General features: G+C 35.7%; 23 protein-coding genes. 6 read left to right on the forward strand and 17 right to left on the reverse strand.

The features are described from left to right. The first annotated feature begins 453 nt into the window (after window positions 1–453). Both BK577_RS03240 and BK577_RS25870 read left to right on the forward strand, forming a co-directional pair. Entirely contained in the window at window positions 454–942 is a 489-nt protein-coding gene (locus BK577_RS03240; protein ID WP_078431598.1) for a pyridoxamine 5'-phosphate oxidase family protein, read from the forward strand. A 104-nt stretch (window positions 943–1,046) separates the two neighbouring features. Then, window positions 1,047–1,190 carry a hypothetical protein gene (locus BK577_RS25870; RefSeq protein ID WP_169908077.1) on the forward strand — a complete coding sequence of 48 codons (144 nt, stop codon included), beginning with the start codon at window positions 1,047–1,049 and terminating at the stop codon, window positions 1,188–1,190. Between the two features lie 9 nt (window positions 1,191–1,199). Here the strand turns inward: BK577_RS25870 and BK577_RS26780 are convergent, their stop codons facing one another. The 5 genes from BK577_RS26780 to BK577_RS03260 form a co-directional block, all read right to left on the reverse strand. Beyond that, complete coding sequence (locus BK577_RS26780; RefSeq protein ID WP_078431599.1) at window positions 1,200–1,415, reverse strand: DUF6980 family protein; 216 nt, start codon at window positions 1,413–1,415, stop codon at window positions 1,200–1,202. Between the two features lie 49 nt (window positions 1,416–1,464). Beyond that, window positions 1,465–1,605 (reverse strand): hypothetical protein, encoded by a 141-nt coding sequence (locus tag BK577_RS25875; RefSeq protein WP_169908079.1) that lies wholly within the window; start codon window positions 1,603–1,605, stop codon window positions 1,465–1,467. 140 nt (window positions 1,606–1,745) lie between these two features. Beyond that, the gene (locus BK577_RS03250; RefSeq protein WP_078431600.1) at window positions 1,746–3,266 is read right to left on the reverse strand and encodes a hypothetical protein; all 1,521 of its coding nucleotides are present in this window, start codon (window positions 3,264–3,266) and stop codon (window positions 1,746–1,748) included. A gap of 220 nt (window positions 3,267–3,486) precedes the next feature. Then, window positions 3,487–4,278 carry a phosphotransferase gene (locus BK577_RS03255; RefSeq protein WP_078431601.1) on the reverse strand — a complete coding sequence of 264 codons (792 nt, stop codon included), beginning with the start codon at window positions 4,276–4,278 and terminating at the stop codon, window positions 3,487–3,489. Between the two features lie 91 nt (window positions 4,279–4,369). Then, on the reverse strand, window positions 4,370–5,083 hold the full coding sequence (locus BK577_RS03260; RefSeq protein ID WP_078431602.1) for a nucleotidyltransferase domain-containing protein: 714 nt from the start codon (window positions 5,081–5,083) through the stop codon (window positions 4,370–4,372). A 355-nt stretch (window positions 5,084–5,438) separates the two neighbouring features. On the opposite strand from BK577_RS03260, the gene BK577_RS03265 reads away from it, so the two are divergent. Beyond that, window positions 5,439–6,026 (forward strand): ECF transporter S component, encoded by a 588-nt coding sequence (locus tag BK577_RS03265; protein ID WP_078431603.1) that lies wholly within the window; start codon window positions 5,439–5,441, stop codon window positions 6,024–6,026. 306 nt (window positions 6,027–6,332) lie between these two features. Here the strand turns inward: BK577_RS03265 and BK577_RS03270 are convergent, their stop codons facing one another. The 4 genes from BK577_RS03270 to BK577_RS03285 all read right to left on the reverse strand — a co-directional run bounded on the left by BK577_RS03270 (window position 6,333) and on the right by BK577_RS03285 (window position 11,702). Next, window positions 6,333–7,448 carry a Ger(x)C family spore germination protein gene (locus tag BK577_RS03270; RefSeq protein ID WP_078431604.1) on the reverse strand — a complete coding sequence of 372 codons (1,116 nt, stop codon included), beginning with the start codon at window positions 7,446–7,448 and terminating at the stop codon, window positions 6,333–6,335. Beyond that, entirely contained in the window at window positions 7,445–8,551 is a 1,107-nt protein-coding gene (locus BK577_RS03275; protein ID WP_078431605.1) for a GerAB/ArcD/ProY family transporter, read from the reverse strand. Before BK577_RS03275 ends, BK577_RS03270 begins: the two co-directional genes overlap by 4 nt. Beyond that, window positions 8,529–10,046, reverse strand: coding sequence for a spore germination protein (locus tag BK577_RS03280; protein ID WP_078431606.1), 1,518 nt, complete (start codon window positions 10,044–10,046; stop codon window positions 8,529–8,531). Before BK577_RS03280 ends, BK577_RS03275 begins: the two co-directional genes overlap by 23 nt. A gap of 636 nt (window positions 10,047–10,682) precedes the next feature. Next, window positions 10,683–11,702, reverse strand: a complete 1,020-nt coding sequence (locus tag BK577_RS03285; protein WP_078431607.1) for a zinc-binding alcohol dehydrogenase family protein — start codon at window positions 11,700–11,702, stop codon at window positions 10,683–10,685. 505 nt (window positions 11,703–12,207) lie between these two features. Here BK577_RS03285 and BK577_RS03290 point away from each other — a divergent pair. Then, on the forward strand, window positions 12,208–12,570 hold the full coding sequence (locus BK577_RS03290; protein WP_078431608.1) for a winged helix-turn-helix transcriptional regulator: 363 nt from the start codon (window positions 12,208–12,210) through the stop codon (window positions 12,568–12,570). A 331-nt stretch (window positions 12,571–12,901) separates the two neighbouring features. Here the strand turns inward: BK577_RS03290 and BK577_RS03295 are convergent, their stop codons facing one another. From BK577_RS03295 to BK577_RS03330, 8 genes are all read right to left on the reverse strand, one after another. Beyond that, window positions 12,902–13,735, reverse strand: a complete 834-nt coding sequence (locus tag BK577_RS03295; protein ID WP_078431609.1) for a sugar phosphate isomerase/epimerase family protein — start codon at window positions 13,733–13,735, stop codon at window positions 12,902–12,904. Beyond that, window positions 13,732–14,709, reverse strand: coding sequence for a DUF6005 family protein (locus tag BK577_RS03300; protein ID WP_078431610.1), 978 nt, complete (start codon window positions 14,707–14,709; stop codon window positions 13,732–13,734). The genes BK577_RS03295 and BK577_RS03300 overlap by 4 nt, the downstream gene beginning before the upstream one ends. Further along, window positions 14,706–14,978 (reverse strand): petrobactin biosynthesis protein AsbD, encoded by a 273-nt coding sequence (gene asbD / locus BK577_RS03305; RefSeq protein WP_078431611.1) that lies wholly within the window; start codon window positions 14,976–14,978, stop codon window positions 14,706–14,708. Before asbD ends, BK577_RS03300 begins: the two co-directional genes overlap by 4 nt. Further along, window positions 14,975–16,207: an AMP-binding protein gene (locus BK577_RS03310; RefSeq protein ID WP_078431612.1), complete on the reverse strand. Its 1,233-nt coding sequence runs from the start codon at window positions 16,205–16,207 to the stop codon at window positions 14,975–14,977. The genes asbD and BK577_RS03310 overlap by 4 nt, the downstream gene beginning before the upstream one ends. Window positions 16,208–16,222: 15 nt before the next feature. Further along, window positions 16,223–17,941: an IucA/IucC family protein gene (locus tag BK577_RS03315; RefSeq protein ID WP_078431613.1), complete on the reverse strand. Its 1,719-nt coding sequence runs from the start codon at window positions 17,939–17,941 to the stop codon at window positions 16,223–16,225. Next, window positions 17,913–19,739 carry an IucA/IucC family protein gene (locus BK577_RS03320; protein WP_078431614.1) on the reverse strand — a complete coding sequence of 609 codons (1,827 nt, stop codon included), beginning with the start codon at window positions 19,737–19,739 and terminating at the stop codon, window positions 17,913–17,915. The genes BK577_RS03315 and BK577_RS03320 overlap by 29 nt, the downstream gene beginning before the upstream one ends. A 141-nt stretch (window positions 19,740–19,880) precedes the next feature. Next, on the reverse strand, window positions 19,881–20,846 hold the full coding sequence (locus BK577_RS03325; protein WP_078431615.1) for an ABC transporter substrate-binding protein: 966 nt from the start codon (window positions 20,844–20,846) through the stop codon (window positions 19,881–19,883). A 97-nt stretch (window positions 20,847–20,943) separates the two neighbouring features. Continuing rightward, the gene (locus BK577_RS03330) at window positions 20,944–22,497 is read right to left on the reverse strand and encodes a helix-turn-helix domain-containing protein (RefSeq protein ID WP_078431616.1); all 1,554 of its coding nucleotides are present in this window, start codon (window positions 22,495–22,497) and stop codon (window positions 20,944–20,946) included. A 205-nt stretch (window positions 22,498–22,702) separates the two neighbouring features. On the opposite strand from BK577_RS03330, the gene BK577_RS03335 reads away from it, so the two are divergent. Both BK577_RS03335 and BK577_RS03340 read left to right on the forward strand, forming a co-directional pair. Next, window positions 22,703–23,695, forward strand: a complete 993-nt coding sequence (locus tag BK577_RS03335; RefSeq protein ID WP_078433444.1) for a FecCD family ABC transporter permease — start codon at window positions 22,703–22,705, stop codon at window positions 23,693–23,695. Further along, window positions 23,695–24,726, forward strand: coding sequence for a FecCD family ABC transporter permease (locus BK577_RS03340; protein ID WP_078431617.1), 1,032 nt, complete (start codon window positions 23,695–23,697; stop codon window positions 24,724–24,726). Before BK577_RS03335 ends, BK577_RS03340 begins: the two co-directional genes overlap by 1 nt. Window positions 24,727–24,731 lie beyond the last annotated feature (5 nt).

Below are 24,731 nucleotides of genomic sequence, written 5' to 3' on the forward strand. Positions count from 1 at the left end.
TTTGTTGTTTTTAATCAGGAAAGGGTAAGTATTAGTTCGTTCCATTGCGCTTCAGACACTCCATGCGCCGGGGAGGAAGCTGAGCCTCTTCGGCTTCGCCTGTGGGGTCTCAGCCTTTCCTCTACTTCCCGCAGGAGTCGAGTGTCTTCCACTTCATTCCACTATAGATTTAAAATAGTATCCAAAAGTACCCATCCTTACGAAAGCAGCATTTTTTAACGGTTAACACATAATATTATCTCTCTTTTTTTGCAATATCATATTTAACAAATCATTATACTTCTATTATTGTACCTAGTCTTAAGTATTCTCTCCATTTAAAAGTTCACCTCTTCTATTCTTTTCAGTTGGTTGGCTTCATTTTGTTAGAGTTAGTTTAGTAATTCGTCACACCTGATTAAAAATTGGTGTAAAGGGTAGTATACCTCTATAAACATTAATGAGGTGATGGAAATGTCTAACATGATGAATCAAGAAGAAATGGAAACATTAAGAGAGTTAATCAAAGACGTAGACACCGCCATGCTGACTACGGTTACTGAAGAAGGGCTTATTTCTCGTCCTATGAAAACACAAGAAGTTGAGTTTGATGGTGACTTATGGTTTTTCACTAAAAAAGAGACGAATAAATATGAAGAAATTTTACATGATCATGATGTTAATGTGTCTTATGCAGGTAAATCCTATGTCTCCGTTCGTGGGAGAGCGGAAATCGTTGAGGATTTAGACAAGAAAAAGGAATTGTGGAATAAAGCATATGAGAAATTTTTGCAAACTTCTTATGATGATCCTAACGTTGTCTTGATTAAGATAAAAGCAGAAGCAGCCGAATATTGGGAAACCGGTAATTTCACCAAGAAAATCGCCTTTTTCTATAAACGCATGACAGGACAAAGTTCTAAATCGACAGATATTAATGAAACGATTGAATTGAATAAATAGCAGCAAAAATGGATTGTCTGGTTATAGGACAATCCATTTTTGTATGTACACAAATGTTAAAATAAGTAAAATTATGTTAAAATAAAAATAAAAGGGGTGTAAAGATGATTTGGTTTTTAATTGCCTTATTACCTGTAATGATCATAGGTGGTATTTGCGTTTATTTTGAAAAGAAGTCCGGTATGGGTGTTCCGGATGATAGTAAACAATCAATTAGTCCAATAGGACATACATTTAAATCAAATTAATGGAATAGCTCATTTATTTTCTTTTAAACACTGCAACTTTGACCCACACCATGGGCAATAATCAATCCCTATCCTTGAAGAACCTCCATCATGAATAATTAATCCATAGTCATCATTGCTTACATCATAAATAATGATTTGATCAGGACAGTCAAATGGATTATTATGAAGATTGCATTTGAAATTAGCATGATAATCCATATCGTCACAACAATGATTTTTCATATTTTCATTTTTTCTCCTTATAGATTTCAAGCTCTAGTGAATAAGTACATTATTTTTTATTACTCTCTATTACTTCACGTAATTTTTTTATCTCTTCTGTTTGGTCCAATATATTGTTATTAACTTTTCTTAAAGCATCAAACACGGCAAAAATTCCTGCAAATATTAAAATACCAAAAAGGATCATCATTTTTACACCTTCTTACATTGAATTGAATATAGTTATAAACAAAAGAAGTAATACAGACATTCTTGAAGAATTGCTCACGATTGTAGAAAGAAATAAAGCTTCTAATAAGATTGATATCTATTATTCTTTACTTATGAATCTTAATCTTGTATCCATTGTTCATTAGGATATTGCTGCTTAAGTCTTTTTAGTAATTCTATTTTTATTTCTTTGTGATCAATTAATTCCTCGTTAAGTAATTCTTTATAAATAATTACAGGTTCAGAACGATTATTTCGAATTGCATCAGCAAATTCAGATGTATAATGAGTTTCCCCATTGTACTTTCTAATTGCCTCTTCTGCCATTTCTGCATATTTTAAGGAATCCTCAAGGCTTTTTAATAGAGATAACTCTGACATCATATAAAGTTCACTAATATCAGTTTCCTTCATTTTTTTAAGCGTATCCATTGCCTTCTCGAATTCACCTTGTTTTATATATACATAAGATAAGCTTCGCTCAACATACACATCGTACGGATCCAAACTAGCAATCTTTAAATATAAATTCTCAGCAACTTTAAATTCCTTCTTTATTTCTGCTTCACCTGCTTGTTCGAATAGAACGTTTATCTCTTCTCGTCTATTTAAAAATGTTGTTTGAAACTCTTTTATTTTCATGCCTGTTGTTTCTTGGAAGGCTGCATAGAAATCCTTATCATTTTTTGTACGGATGAGAATGCTTGGGATAACGTCCTTTCCATGTTCAAGAACAAGTTCTCTGACTGCAAAATAACTTTGAAGATATGGTTCAAACCCATCTCGTCTTGCTTCATGAAAATCGTTATTCGTATCAATATCTTTAAAATTTATCTCTTTATTAAGATCTATGTCGACAAACGTATGCATGTTCATAACATATTCTGATATACCTTCATTAAACCATTGTGGAATACTTGTACTTGAAATATGATGATGTTTTAAAAATTGATCTGTACGATAATGAGTATATTCATGAGTAAAGGAATCTTGAAATTCGTAGGGTGCACCACTTTTCTCACTTACTATATGAATGGATTGGTTACTTGGAAGATAAAATCCACTTAACTTCTCCTTATTTGTTCGAGAATTTAGTTCATCAACACTTTCATAAATCATGATGGTTAAATCGACTGGGTTATCAGCACCGTATAGTAGATCTAGTTCTTCTTTTACTTTTGGATATAAACTCTTTATTGTATCAATGGATGTCTCTTCCCCTTTAGGAAAGCGAAAAGTAATTCCATTATATTCTTCAGTAAGTAACCCTTCTTTATATGCAATTGGAATAAAGACATTTGTTACAGCAAGAACACTTTCTTTTAAACTCGGAACTTCATCTTTAGACGTTTCTTCTAGAATAATATTTAATAATCCTAACGCAATTACAAACAAAAGATAAAAAATAGAAACAGCAAATAGTACAAAGGAACCTATTCTCTTCCGAATCTTCAACATAGCAATATTTCCTTTAATCATTCCATACAAACTGATACTAATAGGAATAATAAGTAACATACTTATTACGAAACTAATTGCTAAGCCCTCTACGTCATTTAGTGATAACACAATAAAATACAATACTATCGCTAGGGAAATTAAGAGAGATAATAACGAGATAACTTTTAAAAATGCCTTCATTTATAACTCCTCAAAACATTTTTTTGTACCAATGGTTCAGCAAATCTTCAAGAACTTTACTAAATACCTGACACATTAAAATCTATCGTTTTATTTTTTGTATAAAAACCCTATATCTTCCTAATTTTAACATAAATTTTGATCATTGTTGTTCAACTATGTCGCCTACAACATGAAAAAAGGCGCAATTCCCCATATGAGCGCCCCCCTTATTGAAAATTCATGTCCATTCTGATCCATATTTACGGATAAATGTAATATCCTTTTCATAGTGTTCAAGATGTCCTTCATCTATCATCTTTTGGAACGCAAGGTCCCCTTCACTAGCCTTTCTATTAATTGTTTTACATAACCCTTCTACTCTTTTTATTACCATTTCTAAATAATCTTCTTCTCGTTCCTCACCATAAGCTTCAAAAAACAATCTGATTCTTTGTTTTATTCGATTAGCATGCCGTTGTGTTTGATAATGGATTTCCTCACCTGTTTCAGAAAGGTAGAATCTGCTTAAGGGTACACACGTATAGAGAGTATAGGCTATATCCCAAATTCTAGGACCAGGTGCAGCAACATCGAAGTCAATAATACCTACTGGTTTTTCTTTATTAAAAATAATATTGTATCTAGCAAAATCATTGTGGCATAATACTTCCACTTTATTTGGTGTATTGTCTAACGGTTTCCATTCTTCAGTCAATGGGAAATCACTTACAGCTTCATGATAGAAACGGAGCATTTTAGCTATATCTATTAAGGCATCATCAGACCACATATATTCTTTTAAAGGATCGTTCCCAGCTTCTCCTTCAATAAAGGACAATATTTCTCTTCCTTTTTCATCAATACCTAAAAACTTTGGCGCGTAATTAAATCTCTTTTTCTCCAAGTGCTTTAGCAGCTTGTGGACTCTAGAGCTTTCAGGCTTTAAGTCTCGTCGAACAGTATCCCCCGAACGATAAATGCTGGAGACATTGCCCCCTTTTAGCTTTTCTTCGCTTTCCTGATCGTTCATTTACCATCACCCCTTCTCATCTAATAACTATCTTATCAATTGTATCTATTTATTGTTCTTCCTTTATCTACACCTTATATGGAATGTCTTATCATTTGCCTAGTGAGAACCCCTCAAACAAACGTCCACCATGCGGTTCTAATACCTTATCAACTAATTGAACAACTTTATCTTTCTCACCTGTTAGATAAAAGGCATTAAAGGCTTCTACAAACTCTTCTGTAAATTTCTCATCATATTGATTCAGAGCGCGAATAATCCATTTCGAAGAACCAATCCACTGACGATTTGTCCTTAAAACAAACTCGTGAACTTGATCAGCTATGGTATTAGCTATAAATATTTCTTCAGCTCGGTTCATACTCCCTAAAAAATCATCAAGTGCATCCGTTATAAAATATCGCTTCGTCCTTATCATTTCTTCAGACCATATTTCAGGGCCCTTCTCTAGTATATCTTTTGCTTCCTTTTTTATAGATTTTAAGATTCCTTCATCTTTTATAATAATTCCTTCAGAAATCATTCTTGGCATAGAAGGCCTCGCTGCTTTGCAGTCCATTTCAATAAAGTATTTATAAGAAGATAAATTATGGACAAAAATCTCTATTGCCCAACCAAAATCAATCATTGACTCCCTATATGATGAAGGAAGTCTTTTATCAAAAATAACGATATCTAGATCAGATGTTTCTGTTGCCTCTCCCCTCACTACACTTCCTGCTAATATAGCCCCTTGGCAATTTGAAAAGTACTTATCAACAAATTGATTCGCTGCTTTTATTGGATCTAATTTCTCTCGCTGCACAGCAAGCACCACCTTAATCACAATCTTTTCCTAATTTTAACATATCCTTCTTGCTAGTTATTCAATATATTGGTCGTCGCTGAGGAAGAAAGAATGGTTTTACTAAAAAAATTGCGGAATAGAAAAGAGACTAACTCAGGGTGCCAGATAACCTTAAGTTAGTCTCTTTTTTAAATGGAGTGAAAAATTATATCATATACATAATAAAGTCAGAGCATTTTGGCCATATAAAAAAATAACACTTGCAGTTGCTTTTTATTGATTATAAATTTGTAATGACTTATAAAGTTGTTAAGCAATTATATTTGTAGAATGATCATGAAGAATACATTATTTAGTTAAAAGGAGTTTATACATGAACAAAAATAATAAGACATTCCGAATGGTCCTATTAGGGATGCTTTCTGCCATCATCATTATTCAAACGACAATCCCGTTTTTAGGATATATCCCGATTGGACCGCTTAGCTTGACGATTATTCAGGTAACCGTCATTATTGCAGCAATCGTCCTCGGAACGAAGGAAGGAGCCATTGTAGGCGGCATATGGGGAATCATCACGTTTATAAGGGCCTTTATCGCTCCGACAAGCGTAATAGCACCAATTGTTTTCACGAATCCGCTTGTGTCCGTTTTGCCTCGTATTTTAATTGGTGTGGTTGCGGCATATGTGTTCCACAGAATACTCAACGGGAAGCTCAATGAAACAGTAAGAATGAGCGTTGCCGGTGTGCTGGGCTCATTAACAAATACTGTGTTAGTGCTTGGATTCATTTATTTATTTTATCGGGAGCCTTATGCAAACTTTTTGGAGTTGGACATGGAGCAGCTCTTGCCTGCGCTGATGACCATTGTAGCCACTAATGGAATTACTGAAGCGATTCTTTCAGGTGTATTGGCGCCGATTATTTCAAAACCGTTACTAAAATCGATAAAAAAATAGCGCCATTGGCGGCTTAAGGCTGCCGAAAAACTTAAATGTATTAAAGTTTTTCGGCAGTCTTTTATCTCGGTTGATATCAGGAAAGGAAACCACCTCAATTACTAAAAACGGGAGAAATGGTGAATATTCTGCCAACTTATTTCGTTCACAAAGATTATATACTTCTATATTAAAACTTCAAATTTCCTTTCCTCAATTACATAGCAATGTACCATTATAAATGAAAAAGAGCACCATCCTTATTCAAGAATGGGCTTGTTCGTGTAAGATTGCATTACACCAAAATAAATATAAACAGTTAAATATTTACTTTACAATACCATGTTGAACAATTTCCGCATTGACATTGGTAATAAATTTTATCTCTTGAAAATATTTATCTTGCTCTTTCCTTTTCCAAACATCATTGTGAAAGGCAAATAGTTGTCTTCCTATTCCGAATCCATCACAATTTGCTTCTTGAAGTTGTTTAATTATTTTATTGGCGTTTTCACTTAAAACATTAGATAGTTTTTTATTCAATTCATTTCTATCCTTCGGAACATTTCCTTTAGGGTATTCTTCAACTATTAATCTAAGCCCTAAATTTAAATCAACAGTAATATCACCAGATTGATTCACCTTAACTTTTAGCTTACGGTCAGATTTTTCAACATTGACAGTAATATAATTGTTCATATCATACTCTTCATCATCATCCACTTTTAACGTGAACCTAGCCTCTTTTCCCATTTTATCAGCTAGTAATAAAAAAAGTGTTGTATCTTCTGATGATAAGTCTCCGGTTACTTTTCTCTCATTAAATAATGCAAGACCTGTAATATCTATTGTTCCTTCAGTTTCTGAAAAACTGAGCAATGGCAAGACAAAGTCCTCACCAGGATCTAAAATTTCCGAAGCAAGGGTTTGGATACTTTGTTTTGGAATAATTGTTGTTACTTCATTACTAGTTATTAAACTCAAAATATTCAGGCTTATATCTGATTCAGCCCTCACTTTTATATTGAGGATATTCCGTGCACTTCCCTTTACAACAGCAAGTTTAGCACTTAATGAGCTTCTAGGATCTCTCCATATTACGTCTAATGGTGGGTAAATATCACCTTTTGCAAATTCCTCTCCAAATAGTATTAATTTGTTTTTTGATGCATCTAAACGACCAGGTATCTCTCTATTTAGCTTCATCCTGCCTTCGCGGGGTGTATTAGATACTGATGATAAGATTATACTTTGGGTGTTCATTTGGCTTGAGTCATTTTGAGACTTATTGTAAGTTGGCAGTAAAACACCCAATTCCATTTTTTCATCCTCTGTATTATCAAACGTTATGGTTCTGATTAAGATAGCATCTTTCATTAAATGTTGGTCCCAGCAGCCTACCAAGACGAATGAAGTTAATATAATATATAAGTATTTTTTCACTCTTTCATCTCTCCAACTTTTATTTTAGATAAACCAAAGGAGATAACTAATAAAAAAAAAGGAAAAATAACAAGAAAAAAGTAATGAGCAGGATTTAATAACTTATTAAACGTTTCAATATTAGTCTCATTTATAGGAAATAGTGTTATTAAGAAAAAAGATAAACCCATATATGGAATATATTTGTTGTGATTTGGTTTTTGTAAAATAGTTTTTAACGCATTTGCAGATAGCAATAGCCAACTTCCAATCGATGTTGCTACGCATACAATCCAAATAGATAAAAAGAATAGATCAGTTCGCTCAAGTATTTGAAAAGAATAAGCTTTAATCATATACAATAATGGTTGAGGAGTTAAAAATAGGTCCTGGCTTGTTTCAAAATAAATTAAGCTGGAAAAAACAAGGTAACTGTATAGCAATGTAACAATAATGTTTGCAACACTCATCCCTTTAAGCTTTTTCGAATTAGACTCTCTTAATAAGGGATAAAGAAGAAAGACGATTTCAAAACCAATCATTGCAAATGTTGCTTCTTTTGACCCTTTTATAATATTAGAGAAACCATTTATCCCTATAGGGAAGATATAAAGTATATTTGAATCTTTTAATGAGTAGGTGATTAAAGCCACAAATATTAGGAGTAAAGGAGTAACAAAAACATAAAATCGTGCGATGGCTCTGAAAGACCCTTTTACAATATACATGCAAACAATAATCATTAATAAGATCATTACCCACTTAGGTGTTTTTTGTAGAATCCATATATTAATTACCTGGCTATACCTAATGAGAACAAAACTTCCTGTGAGAACAAAATAGGCGATGTAAAACAAAATAAATAATTTCCCTATTTTCTTTCCTAATAATTCAATGATAATTTCGTAAAAAGTTAGATTGGGAAACCTCTTAAAAAGGCTCCAGAGGATGAAAATGATTACCTGAACAACCACACCTGCTATTAAAGTGGAAATCCATCCATCATTCTTTGAAACTAGAGCAACATCATGAGGAAGTGATAAGATACCTACCCCAATTTGAGTCTGAACAATCATACATATTAATTGGAGATATGATATTTTATCTTTTTTTTCTTTGCCCATATTTCCATCCCCTTTTTACGAAACTCTGAATCATATCTTTTGGTTTGGGATCAAGAGGTCTTGTGTTCATTTTCCAAATTGGTAGGCGCATAAAAGTATCTTTTAAGTCTTTCATTCTAAATGGTGCAAAAGGTGCAAAGTATGGCGTGCCAAAGGATTCCAATTTGCACAAATGAGCTAACACCACAATAAAACCAAATGATATTCCAATAAACCCAAACGATGATGCAAGTAGCATAAATGGGAATCTTAATAGACGAACAGCATCACTCATTCCATGTGAAGGTACAGAATATGAGGAGATTGCTGTTAAGGCTACTACTACTATCATTGTTGTAGATATTAATCCTGCTTGAACGATTGCATCACCTATAACTAGTCCTCCTACAATTCCAATTGTTTGACCAATTCTAGAGGGAAGACGTATACCTGCTTCTCGTATTAGTTCAATTGTTAATTCCATAAACAAAGCTTCAATTAAAGGAGGGAAAGGTATGTTCTCTATAGAACTTCCTACCGGACTAACTAGTTCATCAGGTAATACTTCAAAATGAAATCCAATCACGGCAATATAATATGCTGGCAATAGTATAGAAATTAAAAAACTAGCATGTCTTATTGCTCTTATAAATGTTCCCATTAACCAACGAGAATTATAATCATCTGGTGATTGATAGAAAGCTGAAAAGGTTACTGGCAATATCAATGCAGTAGGATTCCCTTCTATAAATAATGCAATCCTGCCTTCATTTAGGTGCCCAATAACACGGTCAACTCTCTCAGTATTTAATATTTGGGGAAATGGGGTAATAGATGAATCCTCAATGAGTTCCTCTAAAAAACTCATATTTAAAACCATTTCCATGGAGATATTTTTTAACCTTCTTTCTACTTCAACAATAATTTCCTCATTTGTAAGATCAATTAAATAAGTTAGCGCAACCTTTGTTTTGATTTTTTCTCCGACTGGAAAATACTTAATATTAAGTTTTGAGCTTTGTAGTCTTTTTCTTAAAAGATAAAGATTTGTTGAAAGGTTCTCTATAAAACCGTCATGTGCACCTTGTACGGTCTTTTCATTCTCTGGTTCAGTTACAGCTCTTTCCTTAGAATTTGAAATATCTTGGGCAAAAAATAAATCGCAACCCTCAATAAAGATAATACATGACCCTGATAATAGATTTTTTTCTATTCTTCCTATTTCTGACGAACCATTAGCTTGAATAGCTAAAAATTCAGTTACACTTTGATCACTTTTTTGATTTATCGTTAAAATAAACTTTTGTAATTTTTCTATTTCAACTATGTTTTCTATATAGAGAACAGCATACCTTTCGGATCCTTTATGAACTTCTCTTATAATCAAATCATCTGTGTTAGAAAACTGTTGCCTTATTAATGAAATATTATCATCTAAGTTTTTTTGGACAAACTTTGGAAGAGGTTTTTGGAAGGAAGAAATATCATTAATAGGTTTATTATTAGACGAATTCATTACTAACTCCCTAACAATTGTTTTTTAATAAATTGTCCTAAAAAAGAAAATAATACTCAGAATTCACTTAATATCATTTTTTATATTAAAATAAATCATACATAAAACTCCCATATCCTAATTTCTAATTCAACATATTAGAAAAACCCCTTACAATAAAAACATAGCTATTTTCAGAACAAAAGCACAAGCGCCTGATCAGCCTCAGGCAAATAAAACGATTTAGAGTAGAAGGTGTTCTTTGCCTTCAATTCTAAATTGGCTTATGACATCGATGCAGTCAAAAGAGCGACGTCCTGTCCGCAAAAACTGCACTTGCACATCCTGTGCTTCGGAGCTGGATGTCGATCGCTTATCCACAGTTCAAAGAATTTTATAGTTTCTTAAACAATAAAAAAACACAAATGTTATTAACATTTGCGCTTCTATTATGGAGGATCACCTCAACTGCTATTTTCAATATTTCACCTACACATTCCTGAGAATGAGGAACATCAATTGGTTTTTGTTCAAATTCTTCTCTCCTTTCCAGAATAATCCTTATAAAAAGCCACTCCTATTTTAGAGTTAATAGAAGTGGCTCTTATTAATGAAATTAAAAATTATAGATAACTTTATACTACCTCTTTAGAAAGACTAGAAATTCTCTAAAACAACTTTCCCAATCATTTGGCCAGTTTCCACCATTGCATGAGCCTTACGAAGATTATAGGCATTAATTGGAGAGATTGTTTCTTTTAATGTAGTACGAAACTTACCTTCTTCAATTAACTGGCTTAATGAGGTTAATAATTCATGCTGTTTAACCATATCAGCAGTATGATACATTGCTCTTGTAAACATGAACTCCCAAACAAATGTAGCACTTTTACTTTTTAAAACGTTTAGATCAAGTGGTTTACTGTTTTCAACAATTGAACAAATTTTACCTTGAGGAATAATGGCGTCACCCATACTTTCCCAGTGTTGATCAGTATTATTTAAGCAAAAGATATAGTCAACTTCTCTATAACCAAACTTTTCTAATTGGAATCGGAATGATTGATGATGATTAATCACTAAATCTGATCCTAGTTCTTTAACCCATTTTGTGCTTTCTTCTCTAGAAGCTGTTGAGATAACTGTTAGCCCAGCCAATTTAGCCAACTGAATAGCAGCAGACCCCACTCCACCAGCTCCACCAATAATTAGAATAGTCTTGTTCGTATTCTCTTGTTTGTAATTCAAATCAATACCTAATCGATCAAAAAGACCTTCCCATGCGGTAATGGCAGTTAAAGGTAAAGCAGCTGCTTCTGCATCACTTAATGTTTCTGGTTTTTTTCCAACAATTCTTTCGTCTACTAACTGAAATTCACTATAACTTCCTGGTCTAGTGATACTACCTGCATAATAAACCTTATCTCCCGGTTTAAAGATTGAGCAATCCGGACCCATCTCTTCAACTACACCACAAGCATCCCAACCAAGAATTTTCAGAGCTTCTTCTTCCTTTTCTTTAGGTGAACGAAACCTTACATCAACTGGGTTAATGGAAATTGCGTTGATTTTTACAAGTAAGTCACGCTGAGTAGGTACTGGTCTATCGATATTTTCCTCAATAAGACTCTCCTTATGTTCAATCGGTAAGTATTTGTATAAACCTATAGCTTTCATTGTAAGTGCCTCCCATATAAGTAATTTCAGCTTCAATTATAGTAATTAAGGTGGTGACACGTAAGTAGGCACAATTATGTGAGATAGTTACATTAATGTTAGTTATGGTAAAACCTTAGGAGTAAGCAGTTACTAAAGCTTTTAAGGAACGGAAGTAATAAAAGAGTGGATAAATTGGAAGAAAATATAAAATGAGTTTTATTTTTTCCTTGATTATAATTATTAATTAAATTTTGCAAAACTAAAGAATTAAATGAGAAGGTAGAAAGTGAGCTGGAGTTACTTGTAAAAGAGTTCCCTAATTTAGAGGAATTTCAAATCATGTAGGATAGTATCACTTTTTTATACATAAGCAAATTTTCATTAATTAATAAGCCCTAAATCGATATGTACTCACTTTGTTTTGGGAGATTTTATTAAATATGGTAAAATTAGTATGTTCTAAAACAGTATTATGTATCTAATAGATTGAGAGAAAAACTATTGTTGTAGGAGTGACAGAGAAATGAGAAATAGAAAAAGTGGATATGGTTGTCCTGAAGGATGTCCCGTAGAAGCAACTCTGGATGTAATTGGGGGAAAATGGAAAGGTGTTATCTTATTCCACCTTATTGATGAAAAGAAACGTTTTAATAAACTTAGATCATTAATGCCAGGTATTACTCAAAGAATGTTATCGTTACAGTTAAGGGAATTGGAAAATGATAGGATTATCCATAGAGAAGTGTACCCAGAAATTCCCCCTAAAGTTGAATATTCTTTAACAGACTTTGGGAGAACGTTAGAACCAATTATTGTCTTAATGAAAGACTGGGGAGAAAATTATAAAAAACATATGGGAGAGGATAAACAGAAGAATACTAATTAGAGTGTAAAAATCTTAAATTGTTCTTCAAAAAAGCCTTCTTTGAGCGAGTTTTTACAATTTAATCCAATTACTCATAACCTTTGTAGAATTTTTACTACACAGGTATTTTTTATAATTTTTTTGGAGGTTAAAAATTATGGATACATAGCATGGAACCAAGTTTTTCTTCACTTCAAAAACGTGTTAATAACACGTTTCGTTCTTTACAGATATAATGAGAAAAACGTCTCATTCCATTATTAACAAGGAATTCAGACGTTTATATCACTCTGGCAATGGTGCCATTTACGCTTATACAGTACCTAAACAAATGGGATGTTATATTTTATTCTCATATCTGCTTCACTAGTAACTGCTGAAGTAATTCCCGCACCTCACTTCCATCTCTCTTCAACACATCCTTCACATTCCCTCCAAACCATTCTAACGAAGCGTTAATATCCATTGTATCAATAGCTTCGCTTAAAAACTCAAGGTAGTCTACCTGGCCGTGAAATAGAGGCACCATTCCTTCTCTTGACCCTGCAGCAGCGTAGACATTGTCTGGTGCAAATACTGATAGCTTTTCACGTGACGAGATGTTTTTCAGATGAAAATGGGAGATATAAGGCTGAAGCTCTCTCAATGCATGAATCGGATGTATCCCAGATTCCCACATATGAAGAACATCAAAGTTAATCCGTAGTGCCGGATGATGAACCTCTTGTAATAGTTTTAGCGTTGAAGCGAGTTGATCTGCCAGTGTATTTGGATGAGTTTCTACTAGAAGATATTGTCCTTTCGTGTGTAGTTCTTCACAAATAAGGCGGATTTTTTGCACAAGTTCTTTTCGCTCTTGATGGCTTGTTTGTTCACTTCCCTTTTGTCCGACAAATGTTCGAATTTTGTTTGTGCCCCAATGCTTCGCGATGTTTGAAAGATTGTTTGTCTCCTTGATCAACGTGTCAATATTGGCATCTAAAGGAAGGTAATCACTTATCATACTTGTTTCCAAACCGTAGGCGCTGAGCCATTCTTCGCCATAGTGGGAATCGTCTCGCAAATTTTTCGCATGTACTCCCCAAAGTTCTATTCCGTCAAACTGTTGTGACTTTGCCCAATGAGCAATTTGATCAATTGAATAAAGATGATGTCGAAAAGAAATGGTACAAATTGAAAGCTTCATCGTACAGGTTCACCTTCTTTTTGAGAAAGGTTTTGCATTTGTAACCATTTGTTGAAACAAACCTGTAAACCTTTCTTTATTTTAAATTCCAGTTCATTTTGTTCTTGCAGTTTTTCTTCTATCAAATCAAGAATAAAAGGTTCTTTCGTTACTTCATACTTCATTGCGCGGTATTGGATCGTGGTGAATCCTTTAACAAGATGTTCGATTTCTGTACACCACTGTTCAAATCCTTCTTCCTCCAGATCGAGGGCTTCCCAGAAATAAGCAAAAGCATGTTCATACGCATATTTTCTAATCGCTAAAACAGGCAGCTGTTTTAAGGCTTGCGAAAGCTTTATTTGGTGAGGATTTCCTGTCGTGACATCACGGATGATCTCATCAATTGCCTCTGTTATCGGGTTTACATCATATTTGATGCATGTATGAAAATAAGCTTGAATTGTTTCTTTCGTTGGCGGTTTAATATCCGACGCGTGAAAATAATAACCACCTTCAACACTCGGTTCATTAATGGCTTGAAGAATTCTTTCTTTTGGGAGGATGCCTTCCCATCGAAAGTCAGGGTCATACATGAACCACTCATCTTCTCTTTCTGTCTTTTCAAGCATGACATAATGAGGAAACGGTCTTTGATGAAATTTATTCTCTCGTTCCGGCAGCATCGATAAATCAAGCATCACCATGACAGATGTGTGGTTGTTTTTTTGTTCTATCAATCTTTGGAGTTCTATTATATTTGCTGATTTAGACTTCTTTTCGTCATACCATTTAAACAGCTTCACACCATAAAGCAGTTCATACCATTCCTGAAAGAACTCATGGTCAATTTGATCGGAATGATAGGTTAACTTTCCGTTTACCACATCAAAATCCGCATCCCACACACCAAAATAATAGGGTCTATGATCGACCCCTTTCGTTTTCTTGATCACTTCACAAACACAGCTAACAAAGCAATGAACCTTTATCATTTTATTCCTCCAAGTGCTTCACATTGTTGACGTTTAATAAACTCAATTACTGTATGGATGGTTTGAAAATCCTTTGGAACAAGCATTTCATCTGGAACTTTAATGCCGAAGTCCAATTCGATATACAAAATGAGCTCAAGAATCATCACCGAATCCATGTATAAATCTTCATTTAAACGTGCTTCCTCATGAAATGACGCCATTGTGGGAAGCTCCAGTTTATCTTTTAAAATGTGATAAATCATTTCAATTATTTCTTCTCTCTTCATATATGTAACTCCGCTAATTGGTTTCTGCTAATCTTTCCGTTTTGCAGCTTCCCAATCTCCTCTACCTGTTTAAATTCCAATGGTATTTGATGTGGAGCAAGAAATCGGCTGCACCAATCTCTTAACTCAGACTCTTCAATTCTTTCATTTGAAACATATTGAGCACATACCCGCTCACCTGAGAGTTTGTTTTTCATTTTATAAACAACAGCCTCGCTGATTCTTGGTTCCTCCAGTAGAACATTTTCAATATCATGTGGATATACATTTAAGCCAGCGACATTAATGGTGTCATCGATTCTGGATAGAAAAACGAGAATTCCTTCTTTTAGATAGCCCAAATCACGTGTGTAAATCGACTTATCAAAGGTATGAATGACAACTTCTCCAGGGTTGTCTTCTTCACCGGCTTCTATTTTCACATGTTGCAATGGGAACCCCATTTCAGCAGGATGTTTTAGTTCAGAATGAATAGCAACACATCCCGCTTCCGAACAACCATACTGCTGAAAAACTTTCTGTGATACAGCTTTTATGGAATTCAGCCAATTGGACGGCATAACCGTACCGGAAGTCATCACACAATCCATTAGTTCACCATTCTTCATTAAACGACTTAATGTATGAAGCAAAGGGGGTGCAGCATAAAGTATATGTTTTTTGTGTTGATGCAGTTTTTTGATCACATATTTTGGATTCAAATTTGTGATCACGATAGGCTCTACCCCTCTTTTTAAACAAGCCAACACACCGCTAATTAGTCCATATGAATGGGTAATCGGACATGCCACAATTGAAGATGTTCCTTGTTCAACAGGCAATGAGGCAACATAGCTATTTAGCTCTTCCTCAATTGAATGCCATGTACGTTCGATTATTTTCGGAGATCCTGTTGTTCCTGAGCTCATCTGAATAAGCCCCCCAGTTGCTTCATACCTAACACTTGATAGTTCAATAACCGAATCAAGAGTTTGGAAGAATAATAGATCTCTACCTGCTTTCTCTGCTAGACGAATGGCCCCGTCCTTTGGGGTGGATGGATGAATCGGAAACACAGATGCCCCTTTTTCCCGAATATACAGGAGAAGTGACAGCCACTGAAAAGCATCTGTCAGACAAACCGCTAAACGGTGATTCTTACAATCTCTTATATATGGTATTTGATCAAATAAACGAAACTGCTCTTGTACATCTTTTATCGTGTAATGTTGGTCATTCACATAGAACATGAATTATTCCTCCCGCTAATCAATTTGACTAAACACATTTTTCACTAAATGACGATATTCTTTTTGCTCGTTTTGAAGCTTCTTTGTTACTAGAGATTCAACATAAATATCTGGTTTTACAGACTCGATTTTTTGATGACGTTCTTGTAATACAGGATGTTTCTTCAAATGGTTTGAGATCGCCATTTTTATTTTCTTCCAAAATAGTTCTTCATTGAGGCTAGTTTTTTCTTCAAGAAGATACGCCAGCTCACTAAAATGAAAAACAAACAGTGTATCCATCACTAATTCTCTCAATGCTTCTACAGATGACATCCAATAATAGTGGTCTGCAGATGCATTTCGGTATTCTCTATGAATCTTCTCAAAATCTGGAACAAGCCGAGAATCTGAGACAAATTCGTTTGTATATTCAATACTTTCATGAAAATCACGTAACACAATTCGCGTTGGCCACCCGTTTCTGTGAAGCAAAATCATATTCTGTGCATGTGCCTCAAAGGCAATTCCGTGCGCGACTAACAAATGCCACACTGGCACTACACATACTTCAACTAAACGCTCCACCCAGTTTTCGGCTCCATATTGAGTCAGCCAATTATCAATAAACAATTGTCCATCTTGTTCAATCATCATAAGTGCTGTAAATGGGACGGCCTCTTCGTCTTCATTCATATATGTTCTAATACTTTCCCGCCAAATCACGCCAAGCTGACCATGTAACTTAGAGCTTTCCTTACATTCAACACTAATTCCGGCATATTCCTTTAACATTACAAGTTCAGCATCATGAGCTAAGTAAGGATCAGATTGTAGTATCTTTTCCAGCCATTCTGAAATAAAAGGTGCTGCACAAATAGATGGAGATGATATGGTTCTTAACGATGAAGTATTGACCATATTCATCGGCAGTTTAAGATACGCCTTGTTCGGATTAGATTGATTCCATAGTGTACGTACTGATTGTGTAGCTCTGTATTGATCACCTTTATCAGATAATAGAATCAGGTCACCTGTTGCTAGTAAATGAGTTACTTGCGGATATAGTGATTGCCATTGCCATGGATGGATAGGAAGAAATGTGTACTCTTCAAATGTTGCACCTGCTTGAGTAAGTTGCTCATTTAACTCATGCCACATGTCTTCTCCCAATTCCCGCTTCCAAAACTTCTGTTCATCCTCAAGTAATGACACATGTACAATATTTCTTTTTGCGGCTGTCCACTTTAGTGTAAAAACCTGTTTTGCCTCCGGACCATATGCTTCATGATCTTCTAATGTGAAACCTGTTCGGGATTTAAAACAAGGATGATAAGGATGTCCTTCAACAACCTCAGACTCCAGTTCCTCATAACTTGAATACCTTCTAGATAAAGGTAACGTTAAGTGTTTTTCATTCCATTCACATAGCTTGATTGTTTGAGAGAGTTCATGGTAAACACGCTTATAAACGTGTTCGTCATTGGTGCACTCTTTTAGCAGCTCATCGATTGTTACTTCTTTTTCCTGATCGTCAGGTAAAAGTTGAATGATGTTTGATTCATTTAGGCGAATTCGATCAAATGCACTCTTTCTTCCATTGCAACAATATGTCCGCTTCTTACCATAAAGGTGAAAAACTCCATTGCTTACCTCGTCATAATCGATTAATCCTTCATACATCATCGCTTCAACCAACTGCTTCTTTACTCGATTAGATATCTTGTTAGAAGGTATATGATAGGATTTTTGCATCTTTTTCCTCCTTATGATGTGCGAATAGTGGATTGGCAATTTGAGTGTAAATGGCTTGCTCTAGGTCAGCTGTTAATTCGTCTACATTATGAAATCTCGTTAATAAGTTTGCTTTATGTGACAGCTTTTCTTCATGAAGTAATTTGTGAACAAACCTTTTTCCTTGCCCTGTTAGATTCTTTTTTAGCTCATGTAATTTTTGGACTGTTATGTTGATCAGGGCTGTTTCGATTAAGAGTTGATCTGCTCCAAAGCGATAAATCACAGAAAATAGTTGATTGACCACTAAGTAGTAAGTAAATCTCTCTTGAATCATGTTATCGTTGTAAAATAACTCAGATGTTTCGAAAAGACCCGGTTCTATGAAAAGAAGTTCTTTTTGACGTGATGATGAGAGATAGTAGCCTTGATTGTCACGATAATAGTAATGTTCCGGATAACCTGTTGATACATTCAGTACACTATTTTGTTGGTGTGCTTCCAACGCAATTCCATGTTCATCATAAAGTCGGATCAACGGTTCAATTGAACAAGTCCAATACTTATCAAACCATTCCAAGCTCACTTCTTCCAATGACCTGCCTTCTCTATGTGCATTCATCACAATCATGTGATGAAGTTGCGATTTTTGGTGAGGAAAAGGATCCTGAACAATGGAAGCAATTGAACTGATTCCTTTGTTGTCGCCTTCTTTGAAGCGGTTTGACCTCATAATGACCTCAAATCCTGACTCTTTTTTAAAAGGAAAATCCACAGTCATATAGGCAGGATCTTCAATAATTGAAAAAGAAGGATACTTGTCCGAGAATGGGAGCTTTTTAAGAAGACTCGACATGACAACTCCTGCTTTAAGCTCGTGCTTTTTATTAACCCTTAACGAATTTGTTACTTTAACAGGAATCGAGAATTTATACATCCAGTCTTCCTTCTCACAGTACACCGTTCTTATTGAAGATGTTGCGGTAAAGTGAGGTCCCAACACGCCAAGATCTTTTATCGTTCCTGTTCCCATGGCCTTTTTCACTTCATCCTGCTGCAGCAGCCATTGAGCTTGAAGTGGATGCATGGGAATCAAACAAGTTCCCCCTTCGATTGTGAAAGATGGCAGATCCTTCACTACGGATTGAAGGATGATGGTACTTGCACATTCTGACATGCTTGATGATTCTGTGATAAGATCCCGATCAACTTGAAAGTAATGCAGCTGAAACTTGCCTTTTAATTCAGGTGCAAAGCTTTGTTGCTGCCAGTTAGACATCCCTTGCCTGCTTTTAGGGGTAGGGTGAAGCCAATGTCCAAATAAAAGCGACTGTTCATTCTCAATAAATGTTGAATCTCCTTCAGATAAAAGAGGCAGATCTTCTTTTCTTTCTTCAATATAGTGAGTCATCGTTTGATAGCTTTCTATGACCCGAAGAATAAGTTCATCATAATGTGATGCAAGTTCATAGCATCCATTTGCCCTTGCCATTAGGTGAAGTTCTTGAATAAGGTTCATCATGATGTTTAATCTGTCTACTGTTTTCCATCTGTTTTCCTTTGGACAATATTTAAGGGATATGCCAATCTGGTGTTTTCCAACTTGAGATTGATAAAGTACCTCAAATGCATATTTATCACTTTGCATGTGTAAATGCAGTTCAACCATATCGCATCCATTAAGAAAACAAGAGAAACTATTTTCTTTTTTCCATTTCTCTGCTTCTATCCAGAACCCACTATCAACTTCACGCAAATAACAATTAAGAAATGCTTGTAATGTTGCTTCTACTGCAATCTGTTTGGCGGTTAAATCCATTATTACACCTCTTTTTAGAGTCTTTAGTCCTAATAACTGATAATCATTCTCAATGACAGGGAGGAAAATAGTCTTCCTTTACAGAAGACTATTTGATTACTAGCGGTTTCGGTTTCGTATTTATTTTTTACATTGAAGCGATTATTCACCTACTAATAATGTCTCAATTTCTTTCAACCCTTTTTGACGTTCGATCGGATCCCAGAAGCCCCATGTTGTTGTAAGGGTATGAACGTTTTTATTTTTCACAGCCTCCAGGTTATTCCATACTTCACCTTCTGTAACGGAATCATAATAGTCTCCACTATTAAAATAGGTAACATCTAAAATATGATCAGGGTTGTACTTAACTAATCCCTCAATTGATATATTCTCACCGAAATCTTCTGGAAGATTTTCTGCAGGTGTTAGTTTTAAATCATCAAATAATAATGAATTTGTTGCATGATTAGTTGTTCCAAATACACGAATATCTTTCTTATTAATAGCTACTGCCATAAATGTTTCATCGCCGACTTTTTCTTTAATACGCTGACCGATTTTTTCAGCTTCTTTTTCCATCTCTTCAATGACTTTTTGTCCTTCTTCTAATTTCCCGGCTGCTTCAGCGACTTTTAGATGATCTTCCTTCCAATCTCCCCCAACTTCCACAACCACAGTTGGAATTGTTTCAGCTAATTGATCATACAGAGGCTTGTAACGATCACTAATAATTAATAAGTCCGGATTTAACTTTACAATTTCCTCTGGATCAATTTCATCTGCATATGGAAGAGCTGTTACTCCCTCTAATTCTTCAGTTAAGTGCGGAGGGAATTCATTGTCATATGCCATGACTGCATGTGGTTTTACCCCGACTGATACGAGTGAACCCTCCCATGAGACATGTGATAAAAGAACAATTTTTTCCGGGTTCATCGGCACCTCTGCTTCACCATATAAATGTTCAACCGTACGAGTTTCAGCAACGGTTTCCTGCTGTTCCTCAAGTTTTGAATTTTCCTCTTTATTAGCTTCTCCCGTCGAAGCCGTTTTCTCTCCACCTGAGCACGCTGCTAATACTAAAAGCAATAGCACCATACTCCATGAAGTTATGTGTTTCACCATGTTTACTTCCTCCTAAATGATAATGAATTTCATTCATAATGATAACAATTATCAATTAAAGGGAACATGGACATTTCTGTCTTTTTTCATGGACAAATTAGACAATCAGCTTTGAATGTTGAAGCTCTGACGCAAACTGAACTAGCATATGCTTTCTTCCCAATGGTCCCCACGGATCCCATTCCTGACTTTTAGGGTAATATACTTCCTTTGTTTGGACCGCTCTCAACGTTTTCCATTCTTTCGTTTGTACGACTCGCCATACATCTTTTTCATGACTCCACAGAATGAGAAGCTTATCACAATCCAAGTTTGCCAGATCCTCCACCGTCACAACCTGATATCCTGTATCAGGTACATCCGGATGTGGCTCAAATCCTAGTTTTTGATAAAACAAATCAAGACATGCATGATGCTTTCGCCCATATAGACGTATTTCTTCCTGTCGAATCCATATGACTGCCCAATTTCCTTTCCTTGTTAATGGGCATAATTCATCTCTCACTTTTGTTTCCAAACAAGTTATTTCATTTTCAATTCCATCTACCAAGCTTTCTACATGAAACAACCTGGCAATTTCTCTAAGGTAGGCATTCCAATCTTTTTGCAAAGATATATGCTCGATTTTTTGTTGATGTGATAAAAGAACTGACTGAATTTCCCCGTTATGCAACGGTGTTTTAATAATTCGATCCGGTTGTGAGAAAAGAATTTCCTCTGGTTGAAACAGCTTTTCTGCGTTTAGTAGTCTTGTCCCGTGCAACTCTGATTTCAAATAACTAGGAATCCCTTTAGTAGCGGGATATTCCGTGGGATAAGCAGGCGCTGCAACAGGCTGAATTCCTAATGAAAGCAAGTGATCTTGTAAAAAGAGTTGACTCACGACAGCTACTCTTTCCTTTGTTCTTTTCATATAGATCGTTGGTGGCTGTCCTACCTTTTGTTTGAAGATCCGACTAAAATAAAACTCATCTTGCAGCCCTACCTTTAAGGCAACTTCTTTTGCTGTGATTCCCTTATTTTGCAGCATGAGTGTTTTTGCAGCTTTCATGCGCTCCATAATTAAGTATTCCTTTGGCGACATGCCTACTTGTTTCTTAAAAGCTCTTGTAAAAGAACTCGGTGTCATTTTGGCTTTCTCTGCAAGAGCTGTTACCGTATAAGGATTTGTCAAACGGTTTTTTATAAATGCTTTTGATTCTTCAATTCGATCTACCTCTGTTTGATCTGTTAGCAAAGAAAGAAGATTCCATACAATAGCCTGAAATTTACATAGATCAGACATGGACGTTCTGTTTTGACATTCAATTGCTTCCTCCCATAGTGGTACAACTTTTGCCGGAGCTTGATCAGCTAGTGGAAGAGATTGTGGCAAATTGAAATCACTTCTTGTTTTGTTCCATGACAAAGCATAAACAGTGAGAAGCTGCCCGGATAAAGATGTGATGTTATATTCCTCAGTCATGATATAGCTTTTACCCTCTGTCACCTTTCGCTGATCGGTTTTATTAGATATATGACCAATACCTGCTGCAATATAAATAAGAGTGTTCGTTCGGTTTAAAAGGCTTATTCTTTTAACAACGCCCTCCCTTATTTTTAAAGCAGAAATGCTAAAGCAACATTCAATCAACGGCTTTACAGTAAACATATCATTCACCTTCCTTATGTTTGTGCGTTATTAGTTTCTTTAACAGAATGTTGAAAAAGAATTGACAAAAAACCTTTTTCAATAGTAGATTTATAAGCAATTATGTTCTAATTGAAAATGATGATCATTTTCATGTAACGAAGGGATGGATAGAATGGATAAACCGATTAACCCCACTGTGATACATCTGCAAACAGATTCATCTATGCGAAAAAAAGCAATGCTTGTCGGTGGAGCAGGATTATTGTTCGTTTTTCTTTTTTTACTTGTTTCGATTGGGCTTGGCGCTGTTTGGATTTCTCCTTCGGTTATAGCTGATTCTCTTTTTTCGTTCCAAAACAGTCATATTGAGCACCAACTTATAAGAGAGGTTCGAATCCCACGTGCTTTGACAGCTGCATTGGTGGGGGCTGCTTTAGCGGTGGCTGGTGCCATTATGCAAGGCCTTACTCGTAATCCTCTTGCAGATCCATCCATTATTGGCATTACAAGCGGGGCCGGCTTGGCGATTGCTGTGTCGCTTGCGTTTGTGGGATCAGGATCATATTGGAATTTACTGTTCTGGTCTTTTGCCGGTTCTGCATTAGGAGCCTGTCTTGTCTTTGTTTTTTCTGTTATAGCTAAGGACCGAGTTTCCCCTGTGACACTTACATTAGCCGGTGCAGCTCTAAGTACGCTTTTTAGTGCCCTTTCGACTGGGATTGCTTTATATTTTCAAGTATCACAAGATCTTAGTTTTTGGATTGCCGGAGGATTATCAGGTACAAAATGGGTACACGTCATGATTTTGGTACCAACAGTTTTGATTGGTCTCATTCTTTCACTTTTTATTAGTCGCTCTTTAACAATCCTGGCAATGGGAGAAGAAGTAGCGACAGGGCTTGGACAATCTCTTGCCAACGTACGTTGGATCGGGATCATCACCGTTGTCCTCTTATCCGGTGTTGCCGTCTCAATTGCCGGTGCGGTAGGGTTTATAGGACTTGTGATTCCACATATCATTCGACTCCTACTAGGATCGAACTACCAACTCGTGATTCCATTAAGTGCCATAGCAGGTGCCTTGCTCCTAATTGTTGCTGATATTGGGGCCCGAATGATCAATCCTCCATTTGAAACTCCGGTAAGTGCGATTACAGCATTAGTTGGTGTACCGTTCTTCCTTTATTTATCACGTACGAAAAGAGGGTATATGTAATGGATTGGAAAGAAGCGGTCCTTCGTTCAAAAGTATGGTTGATCACGATTTTAATCTTCATTTTCAGCGTATTTATCATAAGTCTTTCAACAGGGAGTCTCCCTATTAATCTAATCGAAGTAGTCACTACCTTTGCCGGAAATGGAACTCCACAACAAGAACTAGTCCTATACCAGCTTCGTTTACCTAGAATGCTCATTGCATTATTAATAGGTGCAGGGCTCGCTCTATCAGGTGCTATATTACAAGGTCTTTCCCGCAATTCTTTAGCTGATCCGGGAATATTAGGTATTAATGCAGGTGCCGGGTTGACTGTTGTGTTTTGTATCTTTCTGATTGGAGAAAATAAAGATTCCATTTTGTCTGCACCAGGTCTATTACCTGTCTTTGCGTTTATTGGTGCCCTCACGATTGCATTGCTTATTTATAGTTTTTCATGGAAAGGCGGTATCGAGCCTGGCCGGTTACTTCTCATGGGACTTGGCTTCAATGCTTTATGTGGCGCACTCTTGATTATTCTTCAATTAAAAATGGATCCAAAAGACTTTCAACAAGCAACCATCTGGTTAACCGGTAGCATATGGGGAACACAGTGGCCATATGTTTGGGCATTGCTCCCTTGGATTGTCATTTTATCTCCTCTTGCTTTTTTTAAGGCAAGATCCATGAATCTTCTCCAATTCACGGAGTCCGTTCCTGTTGTATTAGGTATAAACGTGGAGTCAGAACGGCGAATTCTTTTATGTTTATCTGCTGCATTGGCTGGAGCATGTGTTGCAGTTGGCGGTGGCATTTCATTCATCGGCTTACTGGCGCCACATCTTGCAAGACGACTTTGCGGTGCAAATTATTTTTCTGTTTTACCCGTTTCAGCATTGATTGGTGCTTTATTATTACTTGTTGCGGATATGATAGGGAAAAATTTATTAGCACCTGCTGATATTCCAGTTGGAATTGTAATTTCAGTGATTGGTGCCCCTTATTTGATTTTTATGCTCATCACAAGAAAGGGGACTGGGATGGCTCATTGAATCAT

The organism is Metabacillus halosaccharovorans (assembly GCF_002019635.1).
Lineage (GTDB): Bacteria > Bacillota > Bacilli > Bacillales > Bacillaceae > Metabacillus > Metabacillus halosaccharovorans.

Bases quoted from the DNA above. Each gene is read 5' to 3' on its own strand.
- BK577_RS03240 (WP_078431598.1), top strand. From the start codon at position 454: ATGTCTAACATGATGAATCAAGAAGAAATGGAAACATTAAGAGAGTTA.
- BK577_RS25870 (WP_169908077.1), top strand. From the start codon at position 1,047: ATGATTTGGTTTTTAATTGCCTTATTACCTGTAATGATCATAGGTGGT.
- BK577_RS26780 (WP_078431599.1), bottom strand. From the start codon at position 1,415: ATGAAAAATCATTGTTGTGACGATATGGATTATCATGCTAATTTCAAA.
- BK577_RS25875 (WP_169908079.1), bottom strand. From the start codon at position 1,605: ATGATGATCCTTTTTGGTATTTTAATATTTGCAGGAATTTTTGCCGTG.
- BK577_RS03250 (WP_078431600.1), bottom strand. From the start codon at position 3,266: ATGAAGGCATTTTTAAAAGTTATCTCGTTATTATCTCTCTTAATTTCC.
- BK577_RS03255 (WP_078431601.1), bottom strand. From the start codon at position 4,278: ATGAACGATCAGGAAAGCGAAGAAAAGCTAAAAGGGGGCAATGTCTCC.
- BK577_RS03265 (WP_078431603.1), top strand. From the start codon at position 5,439: ATGAACAAAAATAATAAGACATTCCGAATGGTCCTATTAGGGATGCTT.
- BK577_RS03275 (WP_078431605.1), bottom strand. From the start codon at position 8,551: ATGGGCAAAGAAAAAAAAGATAAAATATCATATCTCCAATTAATATGT.
- BK577_RS03280 (WP_078431606.1), bottom strand. From the start codon at position 10,046: ATGAATTCGTCTAATAATAAACCTATTAATGATATTTCTTCCTTCCAA.
- BK577_RS03285 (WP_078431607.1), bottom strand. From the start codon at position 11,702: ATGAAAGCTATAGGTTTATACAAATACTTACCGATTGAACATAAGGAG.
- BK577_RS03290 (WP_078431608.1), top strand. From the start codon at position 12,208: ATGAGAAATAGAAAAAGTGGATATGGTTGTCCTGAAGGATGTCCCGTA.
- BK577_RS03295 (WP_078431609.1), bottom strand. From the start codon at position 13,735: ATGAAGCTTTCAATTTGTACCATTTCTTTTCGACATCATCTTTATTCA.
- BK577_RS03300 (WP_078431610.1), bottom strand. From the start codon at position 14,709: ATGATAAAGGTTCATTGCTTTGTTAGCTGTGTTTGTGAAGTGATCAAG.
- asbD (WP_078431611.1), bottom strand. From the start codon at position 14,978: ATGAAGAGAGAAGAAATAATTGAAATGATTTATCACATTTTAAAAGAT.
- BK577_RS03310 (WP_078431612.1), bottom strand. From the start codon at position 16,207: ATGTTCTATGTGAATGACCAACATTACACGATAAAAGATGTACAAGAG.
- BK577_RS03315 (WP_078431613.1), bottom strand. From the start codon at position 17,941: ATGCAAAAATCCTATCATATACCTTCTAACAAGATATCTAATCGAGTA.
- BK577_RS03320 (WP_078431614.1), bottom strand. From the start codon at position 19,739: ATGGATTTAACCGCCAAACAGATTGCAGTAGAAGCAACATTACAAGCA.
- BK577_RS03325 (WP_078431615.1), bottom strand. From the start codon at position 20,846: ATGGTGAAACACATAACTTCATGGAGTATGGTGCTATTGCTTTTAGTA.
- BK577_RS03330 (WP_078431616.1), bottom strand. From the start codon at position 22,497: ATGTTTACTGTAAAGCCGTTGATTGAATGTTGCTTTAGCATTTCTGCT.
- BK577_RS03335 (WP_078433444.1), top strand. From the start codon at position 22,703: ATGCGAAAAAAAGCAATGCTTGTCGGTGGAGCAGGATTATTGTTCGTT.
- BK577_RS03340 (WP_078431617.1), top strand. From the start codon at position 23,695: ATGGATTGGAAAGAAGCGGTCCTTCGTTCAAAAGTATGGTTGATCACG.